The sequence below is a fragment of the Pseudomonas sp. NPDC088368 genome, assembly GCF_044753445.1.
Taxonomy (GTDB): Bacteria; Pseudomonadota; Gammaproteobacteria; order Pseudomonadales; family Pseudomonadaceae; genus Aquipseudomonas; species Aquipseudomonas bambusae.
This window is the reverse complement of the sequence record NZ_JBIVNG010000004.1, coordinates 489413-509511: the sequence shown is the minus strand read 5'-3', so window position 1 is coordinate 509511 and position 20099 is coordinate 489413. Positions and strand designations below refer to the sequence as shown.

Below are 20099 nucleotides of genomic sequence, written 5' to 3'. Positions count from 1 at the left end.
GGAAACCTACTCAAAAAACTCCAGCACACCAGGAGGTCACACATGAAAATCGGCGCAGCGCAGTTGCGGCCAGCCTGGCTCGACCGAGCCAGGACCGCCCAGATCGTCATTCAGGCGATCAAGGAAGCGAGCGAACAGGGTATTGAACTCCTGGTGTTCTCGGAGTCGTTTCTGAGCGGCTACCCGTTCTGGATATGCCGCACCAATGGATCGGCCTTCGACGACCCGCTGCAGAAACGCGCGTACTCGCAGTTTCTGGAAGCGGCCGTCGAAGTCCCCGGCCATGAGATGAATTTGATTGCCGAGGCCAGTCGTGATTATGGCGTCGGCGTTTACCTGGGCATCAACGAGCGCGGCATTCGGGAAGGCCGTGGCTCGATCTACTGCTCACTGGTGGCGATTCACCCCGAGCGGGGCATCGTCAGCGTCCATCGAAAGCTGGTTCCGACCTACGACGAGCGCCTGTGCTGGGCGCCGGGCGACGGCAACGGCTTGCAGGCCCACGATTTCGGCGAATTCAAGGTCGGCGGCCTGAACTGCTGGGAGAACTGGATGCCTCTGGCGCGCTTTGCCCTCTATGCACAAGGCGAAGACATCCACGTCAGCGTGTGGCCAGGCAATGCGTCCGCGATCAAGAACGCGGGCCAGATGATCGCCACCGAGGGCCGGGTCTGGGTCATCAGTTCCAGCGGCATTCTGTCGCTGTCGGACGTGCCCGAGGATTTCGCCTTCTATGACCCGCTCAAGGATGACGGCGTGGACGTCATCTTCACCGGCGGTTCCTGCATCGTCGACCCTTCTGGCCGCGTGGTTGCGCAGGCCGAAGACGGTCGCGAACAGATCATCTCGTTCGACGCCGACGTGGGCCGTGTCCGGGAAGAACGCCAGAACTTCGACCCGACCGGTCATTACCACCGCCAGGACGTCTTTCGCGTCTCGGTCGATACCTCGCGCCGGCAAACGCTGCACCAGCACGACGCGTTCGAACAGCATAAAAAAATATAAATCTTCAACACCTTTTTGGACTGCCACCACATGAAAGCCATCGTCATTCAGCACTCTCCAGACACGGGGATTGGCCTGGTCGGCCCTATCCTGCGTGATCTACACGGGTTCGAGCTGCACACGATCGATGCCCGAACGGCGTCTTTCGACGACATCGATCCCGATTCAGGTGATATTTTCGTGCTGCTCGGCTCGCCCACCGGCGTGTATGAAACGCACATTCCCTGGACCGCAGAAGAGCTTGAATTCACTAAAAAACTGATCGCCCTCGAAAAACCCATCATGGGCATCTGTTTCGGCGCGCAAATGCTTGCCGCCGCCCATGGCTCCGAAGTCAAGCCAATGGGTTATCGCGACACCGGCTGGTTGATCAACGACGACGCCATCGATGAGCTGTGGGCAGGCCCGTGGTTCCGTTGGCACGGCGACAACTTCAACCTGCCGAAAGGCGCACAGAAGCTGGCGAGCGCAGGCACGTCGATCCAGGGCTTCCAGAAAGGCAACACCGTGGGCATGCAGTTTCACCCCGAGGTCGACGTGGGCATCATCAACGGCTGGGTCGAGATCAATCGCGAGTCGCTGATCAACCGCAAGGTCGACATCGAGGAACTCCTTTATACTGCCGCCGCGAGGGTCGAAGAGGCCCAGCCCAGAGTTGAAGCATTGATTGCGGACGTTCTGGCCCGTTGCCTTGGCTGAACCCCCGGAGACCACAGTTTGAGCAAGATCCCTGTCAAACCCAAGGCTGACCCCCTGCTAGGCGTTGAGATCAAGGCTCAGCGCAATGCGCGCGGCTGGACGCTGGAGGAGCTCAGCCAGCGCAGCGGGGTGTCGATCGCGGCAATCTCGAAAATCGAAAAAGGTCAGTCACGCCCCAGTTTCGACACGCTGCTGAGCATTGCCCGCTGCCTGCAAATGAACTTCGTCGACATCATGGACGGGGCGTCGGGGCTCCAGCCCCAGGCCGTCATGGCCCGCCTCATCTCGACCAAGGCCGAGGACGCCGAGCTGTTCAGCACACCCTTCTACGATTACCGCGTGCACTCGTCGGCATTGAAATCCAAGGTCATGGTGCCGCTGCGCATGACCATCCGGAACCACGACGTGCCGCCGATAGAAGACTGGAGCCTGCATGACGGCGAGGAATTCATCTTCGTGCTCAAGGGCGTGCTGATTTTCCACACCGAACACTACGCGCCGCTGACCCTGAACGTGGGCGACAGCTCGTACATCGACAGCACCATGCGCCATGCTTTTGTGTCCGGCGATGAGGGCGAGGCAGAAATTCTGTCGATCTGCCTGTCGATCCGGCCGTTCAAAGCGCAATAGATCGCTGTCTGCACACCCCTCCCCGTCGACTCAATGGACCACCGGGCCGCCTGTTCATCAGGTAACCCCGTGGCCCTTGAATGCTATCCCCGCTCACGGAATCAGCAGAATCGACCCCGAATGTTTACGCGCGGCGATGGCCTGATGGGCCAAGGCCGCCTCATCCAGTCGATACCGGGCCAGTGGGAGCGGCCCCAATGCGCCTGCCCTGAAGCGCTCGAACAGTTCAGCGGCGGCGCTGTCCTGATTCTGCGGGTTGACGTACTGCGGCGTTGAGGGTTTCCCGTAGCGAATCCCGCGCGCGGCCAACACGGCCATGTCTGCCACGCCAGCGCCCGACGCATTGCCGACGTGAACCAAGTGCCCGCCGTCGCGCAATGCGCTGACCGAAGCCGCCAGCGTGGCGTGCCCTACGAGCTCGTACACCACGTCAACGCCCGCCCCGCCATTCGCGGCCTTGATTCGCTCGGCCAATCCGGGCTCGTCTGAACGCAAAACGTGATCGAGTCCCCAGCCTTCGACGATTCGCGCTTTCTCGGCGGACCCCGCCGTCGCGATGACGGTGGCACCGATGGATTTGGCCCACCGGGCGAGCAGCGTGCCGACACCCCCGGAGGCGCCCTGAACCAGAACCGTTTCACCGGCCTGAAGGGCATGCACCTGCCTGACCAGCATCCACGCCGTCAGCCCTTTGGCCAACAGCCCGGCGGCCTGCTCGCTGGAGACGTCGTCGGGCAGTTTGATCAGCGTGTTCGCGTCGATCACTCGGCGATCCGCGTAGGCACCCAAGGCGAAGAAATAGCCCACCCGGTCACCCACTTTCAAATGCCGGACCTGCGCGCCAACGGCTTCGATGACACCGGCGCCCTCCACTCCGGGTGTGAACGGCAACGGCACGTTAAAGGTGCCGTCCCTGAACATCGTGTCGACGAAGTTCACGCCGATGGCTTCGTGGCGCAACAGCACCTGATCACTGCCGAGGGTCTCCAGCGTGAACGTTTCGGGGTGGAGAACCGAAGGCCCTCCTTGTTGATAAATCCGGATGCGTTGGGTCATGGCAGGCTCGCTCAATCGTGACGTGGAAAATGGACGCCCGTATGAAGGGCGTCCTTCAAGCACAGGCGTATCAGGCGGATTGGCCGCCGTCGACGTTGAGGGTGGCGCCGGTGATGTACGACGCATCCGGGCTGGCAAGAAAGGCCACGGCGGCGGCGATATCTTCCGGTTGACCGTAACGACCGAGCGCCGTCAGGCCAATGAGAAACGACGCGTGATCGGCGGTTTCAGGGTTCATGTCGGTATTGATTGCGCCCGGTTGAACGGTATTGACGGTGATGTTCCGCGAGCCCAGGTCCCGCGCCCAACCACGGGTGTACGCCGCGACAGCGGCCTTGGTCGCCACATAATCGGCAGCACCCGGAAACGGGATGCGATCGGCGCCAGTGGTGCCCACGGAAATGATGCGACCGCCGTCACTGATCAAGCCCGCCGCAGCGCGCACAGCGGACACCACGCCGCCGATGTTCACGGCCTGCTGGCGGTCAAACGCCGGGATATCCGCCTGCGGATCATCGACAGGCCCGGTGACGAACACGCCTGCGCTGTTGACCAGGATGTCGAGGCGGCCGAAGTGTTGATGGACCCGTTTGACCAGTGCGGTGACTTGGGCGGCATCGCCTTGATCAGCCTGGATCGCCAGTGCCTGCACGCCTTGACGTTCGATGTCGGCGACGACCTGTTGCGCTTGCTCACGGGATTTCGCGTAGCTGAACGCCACATGAGCGCCGTCTGCGGCGAGGCGTCGGGCGATGGCCGCGCCAATGCCACGGGAGCCGCCAGTCACCAGTGCCACTTTGCCATGAAGGTGTTGAGTCATTGATTGATCTCCTCTGAGTGCCATCCGACTGGATCGCGTAATGGGGTGAAATCAATGTATGAGAACGTGATTGATGGATAAATCCATCGAAAACAACACCACTGTTCCCATAAACAGGCTAATAATGCGAGCACTCACTGTCACCCGAGCGGGCCGCGTGGACTATTTCAATGCTGTGAAATCCTTCATTCAGGTCGTGGAAGCGGGCAGTTTCGTCAAGGCGGCGCAGGCCCTGAACCTGCCGCGCAACACGGTCACCAAGCACATTCAGTCGCTGGAAAGCCACCTGCGGGTGACGCTGCTCAACCGCACCACGCGACGCGTCTCGTTGACCAATGACGGCACGGCTTACTACGAACGCATGGTCCGGGTGATCGATCAATGGCTGGAAGCCGAATCGGACCTCTCCAGCGCACAGGTACGCCCCCATGGAAAATTGCGCATCGACATGGGCGCGACGGTGGCGTCCATGCTGGTGCTGCCCGCACTCCCCGACTTTCAGAAACGCTATCCGCTATTGCAGCTGGACATCGGCGTGAGCGACCGCCCCGTGGACCTGTTGGGTGACCGGGTGGACTGCGTCATTCGTGGTGGCGCGTTGAACGACCCGTCGCTGATTGCCCGACGATTGGGCAGCCTCGAATACGTGACGTGCGCCACCCCCGGTTATCTCGCGGCCCACGGGACGCCCCTGCACCCCCGCGATCTGGAAAAGGACCACCAGATGGTCCGGTATTTTTTTGCCGCCACCCAACAACGCAGGCTGGAAACGTTCGTCCAGGGCGATGAGCGGGTCTCGGTCGATGGCCCTTATTTCGTGTCGGTCAACGATGCCAACGCCCTGCTCGCTGCCGCGCTGGCTGGCATGGGCGTGTTGCAGACACCCCGGTTCATGGCCGATCCGCACCTTGAATCCGGCGCGCTGGTTCAAGTGCTGCAAGACTGGTCACTCGAACCCAATCCGATCTACATCGTGTACTCGCCCAACCGCCACCTCAGCGCGCGGGTGCGGGTGTTCGTCGAATGGCTGGTCGAGCTGTTCGAGGCAAAAGGCTTGAGGTGACGCGCCCGCAGGCAGGACGACATGGGCAGTCCGCCGTTGCATCTCTTTGCATCATTTCAGCCTGCGAAACAATGAATTGAGATTCGAGCGGGTTCTGTACAGAAATCTCTTGTAGGACGATGTTCGTCAGTCAAAACAGCGGCGCATTGACAGGAAACGGACAAGTAAGTTGTTCGTCAGTGCAATGAAACGCGTTAACCCTGAGCGCCGTAAACATACTCTCTTTACATCATCAAGCATGTTGCGTAACAGAAAGACACGCGAAAAAGATATAGCAGCTATTGATACGATCAATACGATTCACTGCATCTTCCAAAGTATGTATCTCAGTATTATGGCGTCGATGCCGATGAATGTTTGCCCGTTGCAAACGTACCTGCGCGCCCACTGGGTACAGCTTACGCCAGACACACAGACCTCACCCTCAGCATGTCCGGTTCACTTTGGAGGCTGGACATATTACCCACCAAAATAAGAACAGCACACACGGAGCAATGCGTCATGAAATTCATTCACGATTTGAAACTGGCCACGAAACTGATCATGGCGTTCGGGCTATGTGCATTCATTACATTGGGCGTCGGCTTATTGGGAAGTCGAGGTTCTACCCAACTGGCGGCGAGTCTGGAAAACGTGTTTTCCAACAACTTCGTTTCCGTGGCAAACATTGATGATGCCCAAACCAAAGCGGTGGCACAGCTTCGTGACGTATACAGTCTGATTGTTGTGACAGCGGCGAACGAGCCTGACAGCGACAAACAGGCAATCCTCACCAGCATCAGAGCCAACGGCAAAGCCAGCGAAGACGCGTTCGCGACCTATCGCAAAACGCCAATGGTGGAAGACGAACGTATCGCCGGTGATAAATTGGTGAAGGACTGGCCGCTGTACCAGGCCCAGGTACAACGCGTGCTCGATGGATTGGCATCAGGCGACTTGCCCTCTGCCCGCTCCATCGTCGGCAACCAAGTGCAAGACCGCTACCAGCAGGTCATGAGCGAATTCGACGCTATTGCGGAGTCCAATGATCGCCAGGTTGCAGAGGCTGCGCGGGACGCACACGAACAGGCCAGTACCGCCGCGACGATCCTCTTCACGGGCGTTGCGGCCGCCTTCCTCGCGGCACTGGGGCTGGGGCTCATGTTGGCGCGCCTCATCAGTCGTCCCATCAAGACTGCCGTGGAAACGGCTGAACGCATCGCAAAGGGCGATCTCACGCAGCGCATCCACAGCACGTCCCTTGATGAGACCGGCCAGTTATTGACGGCCTTGGGCAAGATGCAAGAAGGCCTGCGCAGCACGATTCACCAGATTGCGGATGCTTCCAACAACCTCGCATCCGCCGCCGAGGAATTGAATGCCGTGACCGAAGACGGCAGCCGTGGGCTGTTGCGTCAGAACGACGAAATCCAGCAAGCCGCCACCGCCGTGACGCAAATGACTTCGGCAGTTGAAGAAGTCGCACGCAACGCCATCTCGACGTCCGAAGCGTCAAAACAGGTCAGCGCTCAGGCGAGCAGCGGTCTGGAGAAAGCGCAGGAGGCCGTCGGTGCCGTCAATCAGGCGACAGCCAACATCACCTCGTCCACCGGCATCGTCGAACACCTCGCCGTTGGCGTGCGGGACATCGGCAAAGTGCTGGAAGTGATTCGCGGCATCGCCGAGCAGACCAATCTGCTGGCGTTGAACGCAGCCATCGAGGCCGCGCGCGCCGGCGAACAGGGGCGCGGTTTTGCGGTGGTTGCCGACGAGGTCAGGGCCCTGGCGGCCAGAACCCAATCCTCCACGGGCGAAATCGAAAGCATGATCTCGTCGATTCAATCCAGCGCCGACCAAGCGGTGGTTTCAATGGGTAACAGCAAATCACTGGTGACCCAGACGCAGCAGTTCGCACAGGCCACCGGCGACGCGCTGGAACTCATCGCGCAGGGCATCGGAGAAATCAACGAGCGGAATCTGGTCATTGCCAGCGCCAGTGAGCAACAGGCGAACGTGGCCCGGGAAGTCGACCGCAACCTGGTCAACATTCAGGACCTGTCGACCCAGACGGCAGCGGGTGCGCACCAGACAACGGCGTCGTCGCAGGACTTGTCGCGCCTCGCGATTTCCTTCAACGATCTGGTAGGCCGCTTCAAGCTATAAAAGCAGGCGAACCGCATCGGGCCAATGGGATGACATTGGCCTGATGGGTGATTGGGCGTGGGGGGTGAACGATCAGAGGTCCAGGACCAGCCGTGGACTTTTGGCGCGGGAGCAGCACGGGGTGAATTGGTTGTTGCGCTGATGTTCTTCCTGGGTCATGAACATGTCCCGGTGGTCCGGCGTGCCGTCGAGGACCTTGGTCAGGCAGGTGCCGCAGATGCCTTGTTCGCAGGACACCGGAATCTCGATACCGGCGTCGGCCAGCACCTCGACCACGCTTTTGCCGTCGGGGATGTGATAGGTCTCGCCGGTGCTGTTGAGGACCACGTCGAAACTGCCCGCACTGCGTTGCACCACCGGCGCGGCGAAATACTCCCGGTGCAGGTGATCCGCTGGCCAGTTCAATTGTTCAGCCGTGCCGAGGACGGCGTTCATGAAGCCGTTCGGCCCACACACGTAAAGATGGCTCCCGATCATGGGCTGTTCCAGCACCTTCGCAGCGTCCAGTTTTGAAGGGGTGTCGTCGAAATGGAAGAACACGCGGTGGGCGAAACCGGCCTCGCGCAGCTCCTTGAGGAACGCCATGCGGTCCACTGAACGCGTGCAATAGTGAAGCTCGAACGGCGCACCCCGGTTGAACAATTCTCGCGCCATGCACAGGATCGGCGTGATGCCGATCCCGCCTGCGAACAGCATCGAATACTTGGCCTCGGCCACCAGCGGGAACAGATTGCGTGGCTCGCTGATGGACAGCGTGTCGCCCACCTGCAGCCCGTGCATCGCCTGCGAACCGCCCCGTGATGCAGGGTCTTTGAGCACGCCGATGCGATAGCGACGGGTGTCATGAGGCGCGTTGCACAGCGAGTACTGCCGCGTCAGACCGCTGCGCAGGTGCACGTCGATGTGCGCACCGGCCGTGAACGGCGGTAACGGCGCGCCATCGACACGCTCCAGTTCGAAGCTGTCGATGTCGATCGCCTCGGACCGGCGCGACACCACACACACGTCGATCATGCTGGACTCTCCACGTTCCGTGACGAAGGGTTCAGGCTGTTCTGCTCCTCAAGGATCAACCTGTCGAGAATGCGGCGGGCACGAATGGCCCCGGCGTCACCGATCAACAGGATCGGCTTGAGGTCCCAGAAGTCCTCATCCCCCATGGAGGCCTGCTGCGCTTCGAGCATCGGCAGGTCTTCGGTTTCGAACGGCACGCGCAGGCCCTGAATGTACATCTTGGCTTTCTGCTCGCCGACTTCGGCCAAACGTTTCGGGAAGCTGATCCCGAACCAGTAATGGGTGGTGGTTTCCGTTTCGGGGGTGAAGAAATGCACGGTAGGGACCGGGCTGCCTTCTTCGCGGCTCTTGCCGGTGCGGGTGGCGCCGGTGTTCAGCAGCAACGTCGCCGGGGCGTCCCAGCGCACGTCGAGCCAGCGGTCGACCCGGGTGTCCGGCGGGAAATCGAAGATGTCGTACAGAAAGGACGGCATGATTTCATTCTGGATCAGGCGCTTGGACCAGACCGTGTCGCCGTCCTGTTCGACTACGGTCGTGGCCTGGCTCACCGAGCTGCTGCCCAAGGTGCTGGGGTGCAGATACTCGATGTGGCTGAGGTCCATGATGTTGTCGGTTTCGAGCACGTAGTTGGCCCGCGCGTGCAGGTAGTCGCGACCGATGTAATAGAGGTCCGGGTCCAGGGCTTCGAAGAATGGAATGGTGTCCGGCGTGGCCAGTTCAGGGGCGCCCATCCAGATCCACAGCACGCCGTAACGCTCGACCAGCGGGTAGGCCTTGACCTTCGCCGCCTTGGGAATCTTGCCGTCGCCATGGGGGTTGTGCACGCATTCACCACGGCCGTTGAATTCGAGGCCGTGGTACGCGCAACGCACGGAGTCGCCGTCCAGGGTGCCCATGTGCAGCGGCGCGAACCGGTGCGGGCAGCGGTCGTGCACCGCTTGAGCGACGCCTTGGGAGTCGCGGAAAAACAGGATGTTCTCGTTCAGCAGCTTGCGGTTGAAAAGTTTGTCTTGCTCGACTTCGTAGTCCCAACCCGCCGGGTACCAGGCGTTACGCAGAAAGGCCATTATCGATTCCTCATCTCAGATCATCTTGTTATTGAACGACCGGCGTCTTCACACCAACGCCTGTCGTTTTGCGGCAGCGGGGGGCGGCGCTATTCGGTCGTGCCGTCCGTTTTCAGCCTCCGGGGAGGCAGCTTTGTCTGGCGCATCAGGCAGCATGAAATGCGCGAGCGCGGGCAACAGAATCAGCGCGCCCAGCATGTTCAGCAGGAACATGAAGGCCAGCAGCACGCCCATGTCCGCCTGAAATTTGATCGGTGAAAAGATCCACAGAAAGACCGCGCAGGCCAGGGTCGCGCCAGTCAACATCACAACCTTTCCGGTGAACACCAGCGACTGGTAATAGGACGCCGACAGCGAATGGCCCTGACGTTTGTGCGCCACCAGCACGCTCATGACGTACAGCGCGTAATCGACCCCGATGCCCACGCCCAGCGCGATGACCGGCAGGGTCGCGACTTTGATGCCCATTCCGAGCATGACCATCAACGCCTCACACAGGATCGACGTCAGGACCAGCGGCACGATGGCGCACACCGTCGCGCGCCAGGAGCGGAACGTCGCCAGGCACAGCAAGGTGACGGCGGCGTACACCCACAACAGCATTTCGTGGTTGGCCTTCTCCACCACCTGATTGGTGGCGGCTTCGAACCCGGCGCTGCCCGCGGCCAACAGGAACTTGACCTCGGGTTCGTCGGCGGTCCGGGCATAGGCCTCGACCGTTTGCGTGACCGCCTTGAGCGTGTTGGCCTTGTGATCGCTCAGGTACACGAAGAGCGACAACAGGTTGCAGTCCTGATTGAACAGCGAACGCGGGGTGTTGGTGGCGATGGCGTTCAACATGCCCTGGTTATGGCTGAGGTCGTACCATTTGGGGTTGCCTTCGTTCATGCCCACCAGCGCTTGACGACTGACGCTGGACAGCGACGCCGTGGACTCGACGCCGGGCAGGTTGCGCAATTGCCATTCCAGCGCGTCGACTTTTTTCAGCGTCGAATAGGCTGTGCATTGATTGGTCGGGGTTTTCACCATCACCACCAGGACGTCACTGGTGGACGCGTAATGCCGGGTGATGAAGTCGTTGTCCTGGTTGTACCGCGAGTCGGCCCGCAGTTCCGGTGCGCCCCGGTCGAGGTCGCCGATCTGCACGCCCCGCCCGATCACGAAACCGCCGCCCGCCAGCACAGCGGCAACGATGAGCGCCACGGTGGCCCAACGACGCTGGGTGAAACGGTCGAGAAATTGCCACAGCGGATTGCGGGCCGCCGTGTCCGTTTCCGCCACGCTCTGTTCATAACTTTTGCGCGCGGCAACCGGACTCACGCCGACGAACGAAAGGAAGACCGGCAACAAAATCAGGTTGGTGAAGATCAGCGTGGCGACGCCAATGCTCGCGACCATGGCCAGGTCCTGGATGATCTGGATCTGAATGATCGTCAGCACGCCAAACCCCACGGCGTCGCACAGCAGCGCGGTCAATCCAGTCAGGAACAGCCTGCGAAACGTGAACCGCGCAGCGACCAGACGGTGAGTGCCCTTACCAATGTCCTGCATGATGCCGTTCATCTTTTGCGCGCCGTGGCTGATGCCGATGGCGAACACCAGGAACGGCACCAGCACCGAATACGGGTCGAGCTGCAACCCCACCAGGGGCAACATCCCCAACTGCCAGATGATCGCCACCAACGAACAGGACAGCACCAGCGCCGTGCTTCTCAGGCAGCGGGTGTAGGCGTACAACACGCCGCCCGTGATGATCACCGCGAGCAGGAAAAACAGCAGGATCTGCTCCAGCCCGTCGATCAGATCACCCACGACCTTGGCGAAGCCGATGATGTGAATGCCGACCTTGTCGGAGCGATATTTGTCCCGGATCTGTTCAAGGCGCGCGGACAATTGCGCGTAATCGATCGGCAAGCCGGTCTGCGTGTCGAGGGCTAGCAGCGCCACGTAAATGATGCTGGACTTGCCATCGAGCCCGACCAGCCGACCGATCTCGCCGGAGTTGTCGACGTTGTGGTGCAGCGCTTCGAGGGTGGCTTTGGAGCCGTCGTAGTCGTCCGGCATCACCGGGCCGCCGTCCAGCCCCTCTTCGGTGATCGCCATCCAGCGCGTGGACGAGGTGCACAGCGACTTCATGAACGGCCGATCAACGCCTGGAATCAGGAACACCTCATCGCTGATCTGCTTCAGCGTCTCCAGGTACGCCGGGTCGTAGATGTCACCGCCAAGGTTTTCCACCGCAATGCGCAATGCGTTGCCCTGCCCCGCCAGTTCGTCCTTGTTGTCGGCGTAGTGAATCAGGTACGGGTGCTGGGTCGGTACGGTCTTTTCGAAACTGGCGTTCAGTTGCAGATGGCGCAATTGCCACCCGAGAAAAAACGTCGCGAGCACGCACAGCAGGATCACGATGAAACGGTGATTGAAAATCAGGCGCTCGGTGAACGAACCCGAGCGGGGATCGAACTGATCCAGCGTCATGGGCTGCTGACTGTCGGCGGCACCGGTCATGTCTTTAGGGTTCATTGCTGGGCTTCCAGTACGGCGTTGTCAGAGACAGCCTTCAAAGCGTGGGTCACGCCTCCCGGGCCCACCACGGTCGTGGCCCCTGTGGGCGAGGCAACGAAATCGGACAGCGGCCCGCCGTTCGAACGGGCGAGTGGTATCAACGCAGCGTCCTTCGCGGTGTGAAACAGCGCACCGTTGGCGTTGGCGAATATCACGCTGTCATCAGGACCGGGTCGACTGGCGACCCAGCTCTGCTTCAGCCCGCCCGTCAGTGCCTGCCAGGTGGCGCCCTGATCCGAAGAGCGCAAGGCAACCCCTTCGAGTCCCCCTGCGTAAATCCCACCCTGGGCGTCTTCGGTCAGGGTGAAAAAACTGGCGGAGGCGCCGGAGTCCAGTCTTGCAAAGTGCTCACCCTGATCGGAGGAGCGCGCCAGGAAACCTTGCTCCCCGGCCAGGTAAAGGCTCCCTTGAACGTTGGCAAGGGCGTAAAGGTGCAGGTTACGAGGGTTGTCGACATGCCCCAGCACGGCGGCCCACGTACGGCCACCGTCCTGTGTGCGGAGGACCACCCCGTAGGCGCCCACCGCCAGACCGTGCTGCGAATCGGTGAACTGAATGGAGAACAACGGCTCGCTGGAACCCGTCTCGATCATGCGCTCGGCGTTGCGCTCCAGACCGTCGATCAGGGGCTGCGCCTGCGCCGAAACGGGGGACGCCTTGAGGTGCCGGACTTCGGCCAGCGCCAATTGCGCGGCCGCCACCCCTCGCAGCACCGGTGCCCAATGCTCGCCGCCGTCGTCGCTGCGCAACAACGTGCCTTCATGGCCAACGACCCAAATGTGTTGCGGGTCCAGGGCCGTCAGGCCGGTCAGGGTGACGTCATTGCCGCTATCGACCTGTCGCCAGTTGGCGCCATCGTCGTCGGACAGCAGGATGACGCCACGCTCCCCCACCGCGATCAGGCGTTCGCCCGCGCGCTCGACGGCGGTCAGGTAATGGGGCTTAGCGGCACTGTCTTGAGCGGCGGCGTGAACGAGGTTTCCCGCCACGGGCAACACGCTCACCAGCCCGAGAAACAGGCAACCGAAAATGCGATGGTACATGTCAGATACTCCAGTCATTCGCGCCGCTTGCGCGGCGCGGATGGACCTCAGCGAACGCCTTCACTGGACAGCGAGTCCGCCGTGAAAAACGAGTTGGGCCAGGGAGCATGAACCGTCATCTGGTCCTGATAACCGTTCTGGATGTTGTTGGCGAACCAGCCGCCGCTCAGCAAGTCGTAGACGCCGAAACTGCTGTTGATGGTGCCCGGCAAATCCGGCAGGACGACGTTCTGCATGTAGCCGGTTTTCCACAGTTTGCCGTTGGCGTCCCAGCTGTCGGCGAGCATGGCCTGCCAAGTGTCTTCGTCGAGGTAGAAGCGACGTTTGGGCATCACGTGGCGCATGCCGGGCGCGAGTTCCGCTTCCACGATCCAGGCGCGGTGCAGTTCCCAGCGCACGTGATCCGGGTTGAGGAAATGTTCGCCCAGTACGTCAGCGTCCTTGGCCGGTTGCAGCGCCTTGTTATTGTTGTACGGCACGAAGACTTCCTGCTTGCCCACGAGCTTCCACTTGTAGCGGTCCATCGGGCCTTCAAACATGTACACCTCGTCGAAGTTCATCTGCCCGGAGGTGACGAACGACGGAGTGTCGTAGGCGGCGTTGGGCAGCTTGCGGGTGCGACGCTGGCCGGTGAGGTACTGCCAGGTCGGACGGCCCTGGGCGATCTGGTCCAGCGGGTCGATGGCAAGAATCGATTGACCGGCCTGCAACGGCGGCGCAGTCGGCACCAGTTTCAGTTGACGATAAATACCGTTGAAGCTGTCCCGGCCGTCCTTCTGGTAGTAAGGAAACTGGTAGTAGGCATTGTTCGTCGAGGTCAGCACGGTACGGCCCGAGGTCGTGCCGTTGTAGGCGCTGAATTCGAACGTGAGGCTTTCGCCCTGCCAGCGCAGCATGTGGTTCCACATGGCTTCGTTGCCGTTTTTCGGGATCGGAAACGGCGTGCCGCCATAGGCCCCTTCCACCGCAAAACCGTCTTTGACCAACTTGGCCTCGGTGGCATTGCGCAGGGTGTTTTCATAGACCCACTTCGGCGCAGCGGCGGTGCGGTGAGTCGGGTACACGTCGATGCGATAGTCCGGGTATTTGGCAAGCATCGCCAACTGGCCTTCGGTCAGGTTCGCCTTGTAGTCCGCCGCGTTTTTGCCGGTGATGCTGAACAGCGGTTTTTCCCCCGCGAACGGGTCGCCTCGCTTGCCGCCGGATTTGTAATTCGGATCGAGCGTGGTGTACCCGCCGGTCCACGCCGGGATCTTGCCGTCCGCACTCGCGGCGCGCTCTCCGCCCAGCGGCGTCAGCGTCGTATTCAACTGAGCGGCTTCCTGAGGGCTGACGGCGGCGTGGGCCAGGCCGACACTTGAACACAACACGCCAATGGCAAAGGCTGAACACAGTTTCATGGAAAAATCCTCGGTTCTTATCATTCTGGATTTAGAACGCCCGCTGAATGGAGAACGAAATGAAGTCCCGGTCCCCGTAGGCATTGTCGGCACTGTTGGAGCTGCCGTAGTAATGGGTGAAGTTGAGCAGGCCGTTCCAGACGCCGTCGTAGACGCCGCGCAGGCCGATGCTCATGTCGCCGCCACCGTCGGCGTTGTAGTTGTTGAAGGCCGCGTCGGTCGGGGATTTGCCGTGGGTGTAGCCCATGCCGACAGGCACGAACAGATCCAGTCCCGGTGCCGCCTGGTAATAGCTGGGCTCCAGAACGAAGCGCACGCCGGTGGCACTGTCGGTGAAGTCCTTGGCATCGAACTGTTCGCGGTTTTTGGTCACGGCCAGCAACCGGTGCCACGCCACTTCACCGATCAGGCTGGCGGACTCCCACAGGGGCGTGCGCGGCACCAGGTAGATGGTCGACAACTGGGCATGGGCGGTTCGACCCAGTGCATGCCGGTCGCGGCTATCATCGTCAACGTCGACGAACACCGGCCCCAACTTGCGCAGCGGCATGTCGTAGCGCGTCGACATTTCACCGGCAAAGTTCGCTTCACCGACGCTGGTGCTGAAACTGGCACCGAGCATTTTCACGCCTTCGGAATACACCTCGGCGAACTCACCCACCTGGCCAGGGTTGGCCCCGAAATTCTTGCCTTGATAGGCATAGATTTGCGGAAGACGGTTATTGAAGCGCAAGGCGAACAGGCTGTACTCCGTTGCGCCTTGACCGGGGTTGAAGTTCAGCGCGACGCCAAACTGGCCGGACTTGCTGGCGTCGCGACTTTTGCCGCGATAGAGCGAGATGTTGCCGTCCGCGTCGCCGATCACCGGGTTTTGCCCCACGATGATCCGCTTGTTGCCGTCGCCGACGATGTCGGCGGTGCTGAAGAAACTGCCCGAGGGCGCCAGGCGTGTGCGCTCCCAATCCAGTTGGTAAAACGCCGCCATGCTCATGCTGTCGTTGAACTGGAATTGCATCGACAACTGGTTGACCGGCATGAACAGCTCAGCGGCCCGAGTGTTGGGCACCGACAACGCTTTGGACACATCGATAGGCGCCTGGCCGTAGGCGATGCCGTTGGTGGGGAACAGCAAGCTCTGCCCCCACAACAACGTGTGCTTGCCCAACCGGAACGAGGTGTTATGCCCGCCGATATCGGTGCTGCCGTAGACAAACGCGTCGAGCAGCTCGGCCTTGCGACCCGCGAGCTTTTCGGTCTCGTCGTCAAACCCGTCATTTCTGCCCAGGTGGTTGACGGTATTGGATGAGTTGTCGTTGCGCCCGTTATAAACGCTGTCGTACCAGGCGGCGCCCGTCGTGCGAAATCCGAAGCCCTGATAGCTCATCCCCAACTCGGTGAACAGGTCGACCCGGTTGGAGGTGATGCCCTTGTCGAAGTTGCGGTCGCCGTCATCGGCGTTGGCATCGGACGTCAATGAGCGATCCTGGTCGTGCAGCCGGTACGCCGTGCTGTACTTGAGGGTGTTGTCCCAATAGCCTTTGACGCCCGTGTCTTCGAACTTGAATTCGAATCCCGAGGCAAACGGGGCCATGATGGAGAACGTGCCGAACAGCAACGTCATCTGTGTCGGACGGGCAAGACGCTTATAAATGAGGTGCATGGCAGATACCGTTTTTATTTTAGTTGTCTGAACTACGTCGTGGTGCACTACAGGGTTTCAATGCCGCTTCAAACGCTCCGGTTCGTGAGCGTCAGAAATTCACGTGGTTAGCACCCTTGAGGGCGAGCAACTGCCGGGCCTCCTCCGGGGTGGCAACGTCGAGGGCCAGGCCTTCGATGATCTTGCGCACCCGGCGCACCTGGTCCGCGTTTTCCCGGGCCAATTGGCCCTGCCGGTCCCACAGCGAATCTTCGAGACCGACCCGGACGTTCCCGCCGTTGGCCGCCGAAATGGCAGCGGTGGGCATCTGTGCACGACCAGCCCCCAGCACCGACCACACGAAGTCGTCACCGAACAGCCGATCCGCCGTGCGCTTCATGTGCGCCACATCGTCTGGATGCGGGCCGATGCCGCCGAGAATCCCGAATACCGTCTGCACGAACAGCGGCGGGGTCACCAGCTTGCGGTCCAGGAAGTGCGCCAGGTTGTAGAGATGGGACGTGTCGTAGCACTCGAATTCGAAGCGCGTGCCTTGGTCCGAACAGGCACGCAGGATGTTTTCGATGTCCTTGAAGGTGTTGCGGAACACCGTGTCCCGCGTGCTTTCCAGGTACTTCGCTTCCCAGTCGTGCTGGAAATCCTTGTAGCGATTTAGCATCGGAAACAGCGCGAAGTTCATGGAGCCCATGTTCAGCGACGCCAGCTCCGGCGCCAGCTGCAACGCGGGTTGCAGACGTTCGTCGACACCCATGGTCGGCGCGCCGCCGGTGGTGATGTTGATGATGCCATCGCATTGCGCCTTGATCGTGCCGACGAATTCGCGGAACAGCGCCGGGTCCTGACTCGGGCGCCCGGTCAACGGATCACGGGCATGCAAGTGCACGATGGACGCGCCCGCCTGCACGGCACCGATCGCCGCGTCTGCGATCTGTTGCGCCGTTACCGGCAAATGCGGCGACATGCTCGGCGTGTGGACGCCGCCCGTCACGGCGCAGGTGATGACCACTTTGCCTTTGATGTTTTTCATCGATTACCCGACCTTCGCTTGAAGCGCTGGCGTGCGCTGAGCCGTCAGGTCGTTGAACACGTCTCTGACCCAGTCCACGAGGTAATCCCGGGCGTTGGACATGTTGTCCGCACCGCAATGTTCTACCCCGCCTTCGCGCTCGGTGAAAATCTTCAGTTCGCGCCGTGGGCTGTTGACCGCTTGCTCGTAGGACTGGTGGGCGTACTTCACGTTGATCTGGCGGTCGTTGCTGCCGTGCAACACCAGGAACGGCACGGTGATCTTGTCCACCACGCCATTGAGGGTCACCCGAGGGGCCATGGCCATGAACGCGTCCATGCTGTTTTCGCCCCAGACCCATTGCACGTGTTCCCAGTAATGAGGCACCGGGTTCGCGCCTTCACGGGCCTGACGCTGTTTCTGGACTTCGCCCCAGTTGTGATTGGCGCCCCAGGCGACGCACAACGTGAAGCGTTTTTCGAATGCTGCCGCACGAGGGGCGTAGTAGCCGCCGAGGGACCAGGCCGAGATGCCGATCAGGGTTGGATCGATGTCGCTGCGGGTTTCGAGATAATCGACGACCGCGCCAGCCCACAGCTCGCTTTCAATGACAGCGGTGTGGCCGTGCAGGCGAATGGCGCCCCCTGCTCCCGGTTGGTCCACGATGATGCTGGAGATGCCGCGACGAGCCAGTTGCTGGGCGAGCCCCGAGCCGTAAATCATCTCTTTGAAACTGTCGAGGCCGTTGAACAGCGCCATCACCGGCGCAGGCTTGCCGTTCACACCTTCCGCTTTGACGAACAGCGCGGGCAAGTAACTGCCGTTATAGGGCACTTCGATGATTTCGCAGTTTTCCTGGCTCAAGTGCACGAACTTTTCAAAACACTCAATGCTCTTTTTGTACGCGGTCTCACGCTGCGGGAATTCCTGCGACAACATGCGTTCAGCCGTGAGGTAATAGTTGGAGGCGCGACCGTATTTAGTGCCCGCGCTCAATAAGTGCCCCGCCGCCACGTCTTCTTGTGCCAACTCGATCAACGTGTTGGCGCGAGCGCTCCAGGCTTCGTAAAACGCCAGGCTGCCTTCGTCATCGCCCCGTTTCGACACGTCGATGAGCGACTGACAAATAGCGTGCACTTCACCGAAATGGCCACCGGTGTTTAACGAAATATTGGTCGCCAGGTTCCATACATAGTTCGTTGGAAAGTATTCAAGCATGTCGACAACTCCAGCCAATCTGAATAGTGGGCACGGTCATGGATGCGCACAGGTCCGCGCGCCGCGATCAATACGCGACACGGGAAGTGCAACGATCACAGTGCCCCTGATGCGAACTTAAAACGGGCGCGCGAGGTCTCTCAGCGCTTCGCCGAACACTTGGCCTGCGTCATGGGTCGGCGCCTGACCGGCCCATTGCCGAAGTTCGGCTTCGATCAATTTTCCACACGCGTCGGTGACGTTGCGGCAACGAGGCTGACGCCGGACGTCGTAAGCGCTCAAGGCGCTTTCAAGGCCTTGATGTTCGTCGAGCAGGTCGCCCAATAACACCGCATCTTCCAGCGCCATCGCGGCGCCCGCTGCCAGGTGCGGGCTGGACGCGTGGGCCGCGTCACCCAACAACACGACGCGACCACGATGCCAGGAGCCTTCGACGAACAGCTCTTCGATCGGCTTGTAGACGACCTGGGCCGGATCGGTCACACGCTGGGCCAGCTCAGCGATCAGGCCGGAATAATCCTCCAAGTGTTCGCCCAACAGGGTGTGCAGTTGATCCAGCGGCTTGCGCGGATTGCCCGGCTCGGCGGTGACCAGGAACAGGTACATCAACTCTTCGCTGAGAGGAACCAGCCCGACCTTGTTGCGATGCCCGTAATAAATCCCGCCCCAGCGCATGTCCTTGGGACGTTCGGTGATGAAGCGCCACACTGCCTGCCCGACGAACTTGAGCTCGGTGCGACCGAACATCAGATCGCGAACTTTCGAATACACGCCATCGGCGCCGACCACCAGGTCGTAGTGAGCCTGGCGCCCATCGGTGAAGGTTACGTGGGCGGAATCCGCCGTTTGCGTGATCGCCTCCACGGAAGTCCCCAACTCGACGCGGACACCGTGCTCGATGGCCGTCTGCGACAGCATGTCGTGGAGGATGGGCCGGGTGATCCCGTTGTTCGGCGGGCAGTCGGCGCCTTCAGCGCGGGGTGTCGGCACAGAGTGGAGCAACTCACCTTCTTGCGTGAAGAGCTGCCAGCCTTCGAACGGCCATCCGTTGTCGATGCAGCGCTGGGCCAGGCCGATTTTCGACAACGCACGCAGGGCATTGGACGGCTGGATGATCCCCACGCCGTAAACGGTCCACTCGGTCTTGATCTCGACCAGGTCCACTTCGATGCCTTTTTGGCGCATCGCGATGGCCGCTGCGAGACCACCGATTCCACCGCCCACGATCAGAACTTTATTAACGCATCCCATGACTGAATCCTTTTAATCGGCAACAACAGGCTGAAGAGTCACTGACAGCCAGTGAAGGTCGATTTCAGGGGGCATTTCAGAAACTGAGGGCAACGAATCAGGGTGTAGAAACATGAGGTCTGGCTCCGACGTCAGGATAAGCCGGTGATGATTGGCCCATCGGTTTTTTGTATTTGTGAGCCCAATCTATCGGGCTGCCCGGCCCCTGATAAATGGCTTGTATAAATGCTTCGTATTGACCCCGTGAATGTTTCTTCACGCTTCTCGCCAGTCCCGTGGATGCGTCATCAATGGCCGCCGTTTCATCAGCTATTTGCCGGGTGAATGGCAGGTATTTATCCAATCCACTCCTCATCGTTTAGCCCTGAGCGTAGGTTCGTCCGCCAAGCGCGAATGCCGGGCAAGTACCCGTTTCCGTGAACGTTCAGGTTCAACGTCCGGCCGCCCCGAACACAATAAA

Annotated in this window: 16 protein-coding genes and 1 pseudogene; 6 read left to right on the top strand and 11 right to left on the bottom strand. The window is 60.8% G+C overall.

Annotated features, from left to right (window positions below; translation table 11 throughout):
• The first annotated feature begins 42 nt into the window (after window positions 1-42).
• From ACIQAL_RS11415 to ACIQAL_RS11405, 3 genes are read left to right on the top strand one after another with little or no spacing between them, the layout of a single operon-like run.
• Window positions 43-1005, top strand: a complete 963-nt coding sequence (locus ACIQAL_RS11415) for a carbon-nitrogen hydrolase family protein (protein ID WP_401145259.1) — start codon at window positions 43-45, stop codon at window positions 1003-1005.
• Between the two features lie 30 nt (window positions 1006-1035).
• On the top strand, window positions 1036-1704 hold the full coding sequence (locus ACIQAL_RS11410; protein WP_401145257.1) for a hypothetical protein: 669 nt from the start codon (window positions 1036-1038) through the stop codon (window positions 1702-1704).
• A gap of 18 nt (window positions 1705-1722) precedes the next feature.
• On the top strand, window positions 1723-2334 hold the full coding sequence (locus ACIQAL_RS11405; RefSeq protein WP_166598202.1) for a helix-turn-helix domain-containing protein: 612 nt from the start codon (window positions 1723-1725) through the stop codon (window positions 2332-2334).
• Between the two features lie 93 nt (window positions 2335-2427).
• Here ACIQAL_RS11405 and ACIQAL_RS11400 read toward each other — a convergent pair whose 3' ends face one another.
• Complete coding sequence (locus tag ACIQAL_RS11400; protein WP_401145254.1) at window positions 2428-3390, bottom strand: quinone oxidoreductase family protein; 963 nt, start codon at window positions 3388-3390, stop codon at window positions 2428-2430.
• 70 nt (window positions 3391-3460) lie between these two features.
• Entirely contained in the window at window positions 3461-4210 is a 750-nt protein-coding gene (locus ACIQAL_RS11395; protein ID WP_401145252.1) for an SDR family NAD(P)-dependent oxidoreductase, read from the bottom strand.
• Between the two features lie 157 nt (window positions 4211-4367).
• Between ACIQAL_RS11395 and ACIQAL_RS11390 the strand changes: the two genes are divergently transcribed.
• From ACIQAL_RS11390 to ACIQAL_RS11380, 3 genes and pseudogenes are all read left to right on the top strand, one after another.
• Window positions 4368-5273 (top strand): LysR substrate-binding domain-containing protein, encoded by a 906-nt coding sequence (locus tag ACIQAL_RS11390; protein ID WP_401145333.1) that lies wholly within the window; start codon window positions 4368-4370, stop codon window positions 5271-5273.
• A 429-nt stretch (window positions 5274-5702) separates the two neighbouring features.
• Window positions 5703-6557: pseudogene (locus ACIQAL_RS11385) on the top strand (MCP four helix bundle domain-containing protein); the annotation flags it as partial.
• Window positions 6552-7415, top strand: coding sequence for a methyl-accepting chemotaxis protein (locus ACIQAL_RS11380; protein ID WP_401145331.1), 864 nt, complete (start codon window positions 6552-6554; stop codon window positions 7413-7415). The pseudogene ACIQAL_RS11385 and the gene ACIQAL_RS11380, both read left to right, overlap by 6 nt.
• Before the next feature lie 72 nt (window positions 7416-7487).
• On the opposite strand, the gene ACIQAL_RS11375 is transcribed toward ACIQAL_RS11380, so the two are convergent.
• From ACIQAL_RS11375 to ACIQAL_RS11335, 9 genes are all read right to left on the bottom strand, one after another.
• Window positions 7488-8429, bottom strand: coding sequence for a PDR/VanB family oxidoreductase (locus ACIQAL_RS11375; protein WP_401145250.1), 942 nt, complete (start codon window positions 8427-8429; stop codon window positions 7488-7490).
• Complete coding sequence (locus ACIQAL_RS11370; RefSeq protein WP_401145248.1) at window positions 8426-9496, bottom strand: Rieske 2Fe-2S domain-containing protein; 1071 nt, start codon at window positions 9494-9496, stop codon at window positions 8426-8428. Before ACIQAL_RS11370 ends, ACIQAL_RS11375 begins: the two co-directional genes overlap by 4 nt.
• A gap of 48 nt (window positions 9497-9544) precedes the next feature.
• Window positions 9545-12019, bottom strand: coding sequence for an RND family transporter (locus ACIQAL_RS11365; RefSeq protein ID WP_401145246.1), 2475 nt, complete (start codon window positions 12017-12019; stop codon window positions 9545-9547).
• A complete protein-coding gene (locus ACIQAL_RS11360) occupies window positions 12016-13104 on the bottom strand; it encodes a WD40/YVTN/BNR-like repeat-containing protein (protein WP_401145244.1) in 1089 nt (362 codons plus the stop codon). Before ACIQAL_RS11360 ends, ACIQAL_RS11365 begins: the two co-directional genes overlap by 4 nt.
• A gap of 47 nt (window positions 13105-13151) precedes the next feature.
• The gene (locus ACIQAL_RS11355; RefSeq protein WP_401145242.1) at window positions 13152-14504 is read right to left on the bottom strand and encodes a DUF1329 domain-containing protein; all 1353 of its coding nucleotides are present in this window, start codon (window positions 14502-14504) and stop codon (window positions 13152-13154) included.
• A 31-nt stretch (window positions 14505-14535) separates the two neighbouring features.
• Window positions 14536-16164, bottom strand: coding sequence for a DUF1302 domain-containing protein (locus tag ACIQAL_RS11350; RefSeq protein WP_401145240.1), 1629 nt, complete (start codon window positions 16162-16164; stop codon window positions 14536-14538).
• A 91-nt stretch (window positions 16165-16255) separates the two neighbouring features.
• On the bottom strand, window positions 16256-17191 hold the full coding sequence (locus tag ACIQAL_RS11345; protein ID WP_401145238.1) for a 3-keto-5-aminohexanoate cleavage protein: 936 nt from the start codon (window positions 17189-17191) through the stop codon (window positions 16256-16258).
• Between the two features lie 3 nt (window positions 17192-17194).
• A complete protein-coding gene (locus ACIQAL_RS11340; RefSeq protein WP_401145236.1) occupies window positions 17195-18388 on the bottom strand; it encodes an alpha/beta hydrolase family protein in 1194 nt (397 codons plus the stop codon).
• A gap of 117 nt (window positions 18389-18505) precedes the next feature.
• The gene (locus tag ACIQAL_RS11335) at window positions 18506-19639 is read right to left on the bottom strand and encodes an FAD-dependent monooxygenase (RefSeq protein WP_401145234.1); all 1134 of its coding nucleotides are present in this window, start codon (window positions 19637-19639) and stop codon (window positions 18506-18508) included.
• Window positions 19640-20099: the final 460 nt, after the last annotated feature.

What these genes read in the sequence shown, in the direction of transcription:
- ACIQAL_RS11395 (WP_401145252.1), bottom strand. Translation starts at nt 4,210, where the DNA reads ATGACTCAACACCTTCATGGCAAAGTGGCACTGGTGACTGGCGGCTCC.
- ACIQAL_RS11350 (WP_401145240.1), bottom strand. Translation starts at nt 16,164, where the DNA reads ATGCACCTCATTTATAAGCGTCTTGCCCGTCCGACACAGATGACGTTG.
- ACIQAL_RS11370 (WP_401145248.1), bottom strand. Translation starts at nt 9,496, where the DNA reads ATGGCCTTTCTGCGTAACGCCTGGTACCCGGCGGGTTGGGACTACGAA.
- ACIQAL_RS11345 (WP_401145238.1), bottom strand. Translation starts at nt 17,191, where the DNA reads ATGAAAAACATCAAAGGCAAAGTGGTCATCACCTGCGCCGTGACGGGC.
- ACIQAL_RS11365 (WP_401145246.1), bottom strand. Translation starts at nt 12,019, where the DNA reads ATGAACCCTAAAGACATGACCGGTGCCGCCGACAGTCAGCAGCCCATG.
- ACIQAL_RS11360 (WP_401145244.1), bottom strand. Translation starts at nt 13,104, where the DNA reads ATGTACCATCGCATTTTCGGTTGCCTGTTTCTCGGGCTGGTGAGCGTG.
- ACIQAL_RS11410 (WP_401145257.1), top strand. Translation starts at nt 1,036, where the DNA reads ATGAAAGCCATCGTCATTCAGCACTCTCCAGACACGGGGATTGGCCTG.
- ACIQAL_RS11340 (WP_401145236.1), bottom strand. Translation starts at nt 18,388, where the DNA reads ATGCTTGAATACTTTCCAACGAACTATGTATGGAACCTGGCGACCAAT.
- ACIQAL_RS11375 (WP_401145250.1), bottom strand. Translation starts at nt 8,429, where the DNA reads ATGATCGACGTGTGTGTGGTGTCGCGCCGGTCCGAGGCGATCGACATC.
- ACIQAL_RS11380 (WP_401145331.1), top strand. Translation starts at nt 6,552, where the DNA reads ATGCAAGAAGGCCTGCGCAGCACGATTCACCAGATTGCGGATGCTTCC.
- ACIQAL_RS11415 (WP_401145259.1), top strand. Translation starts at nt 43, where the DNA reads ATGAAAATCGGCGCAGCGCAGTTGCGGCCAGCCTGGCTCGACCGAGCC.
- ACIQAL_RS11335 (WP_401145234.1), bottom strand. Translation starts at nt 19,639, where the DNA reads ATGGGATGCGTTAATAAAGTTCTGATCGTGGGCGGTGGAATCGGTGGT.
- ACIQAL_RS11400 (WP_401145254.1), bottom strand. Translation starts at nt 3,390, where the DNA reads ATGACCCAACGCATCCGGATTTATCAACAAGGAGGGCCTTCGGTTCTC.
- ACIQAL_RS11355 (WP_401145242.1), bottom strand. Translation starts at nt 14,504, where the DNA reads ATGAAACTGTGTTCAGCCTTTGCCATTGGCGTGTTGTGTTCAAGTGTC.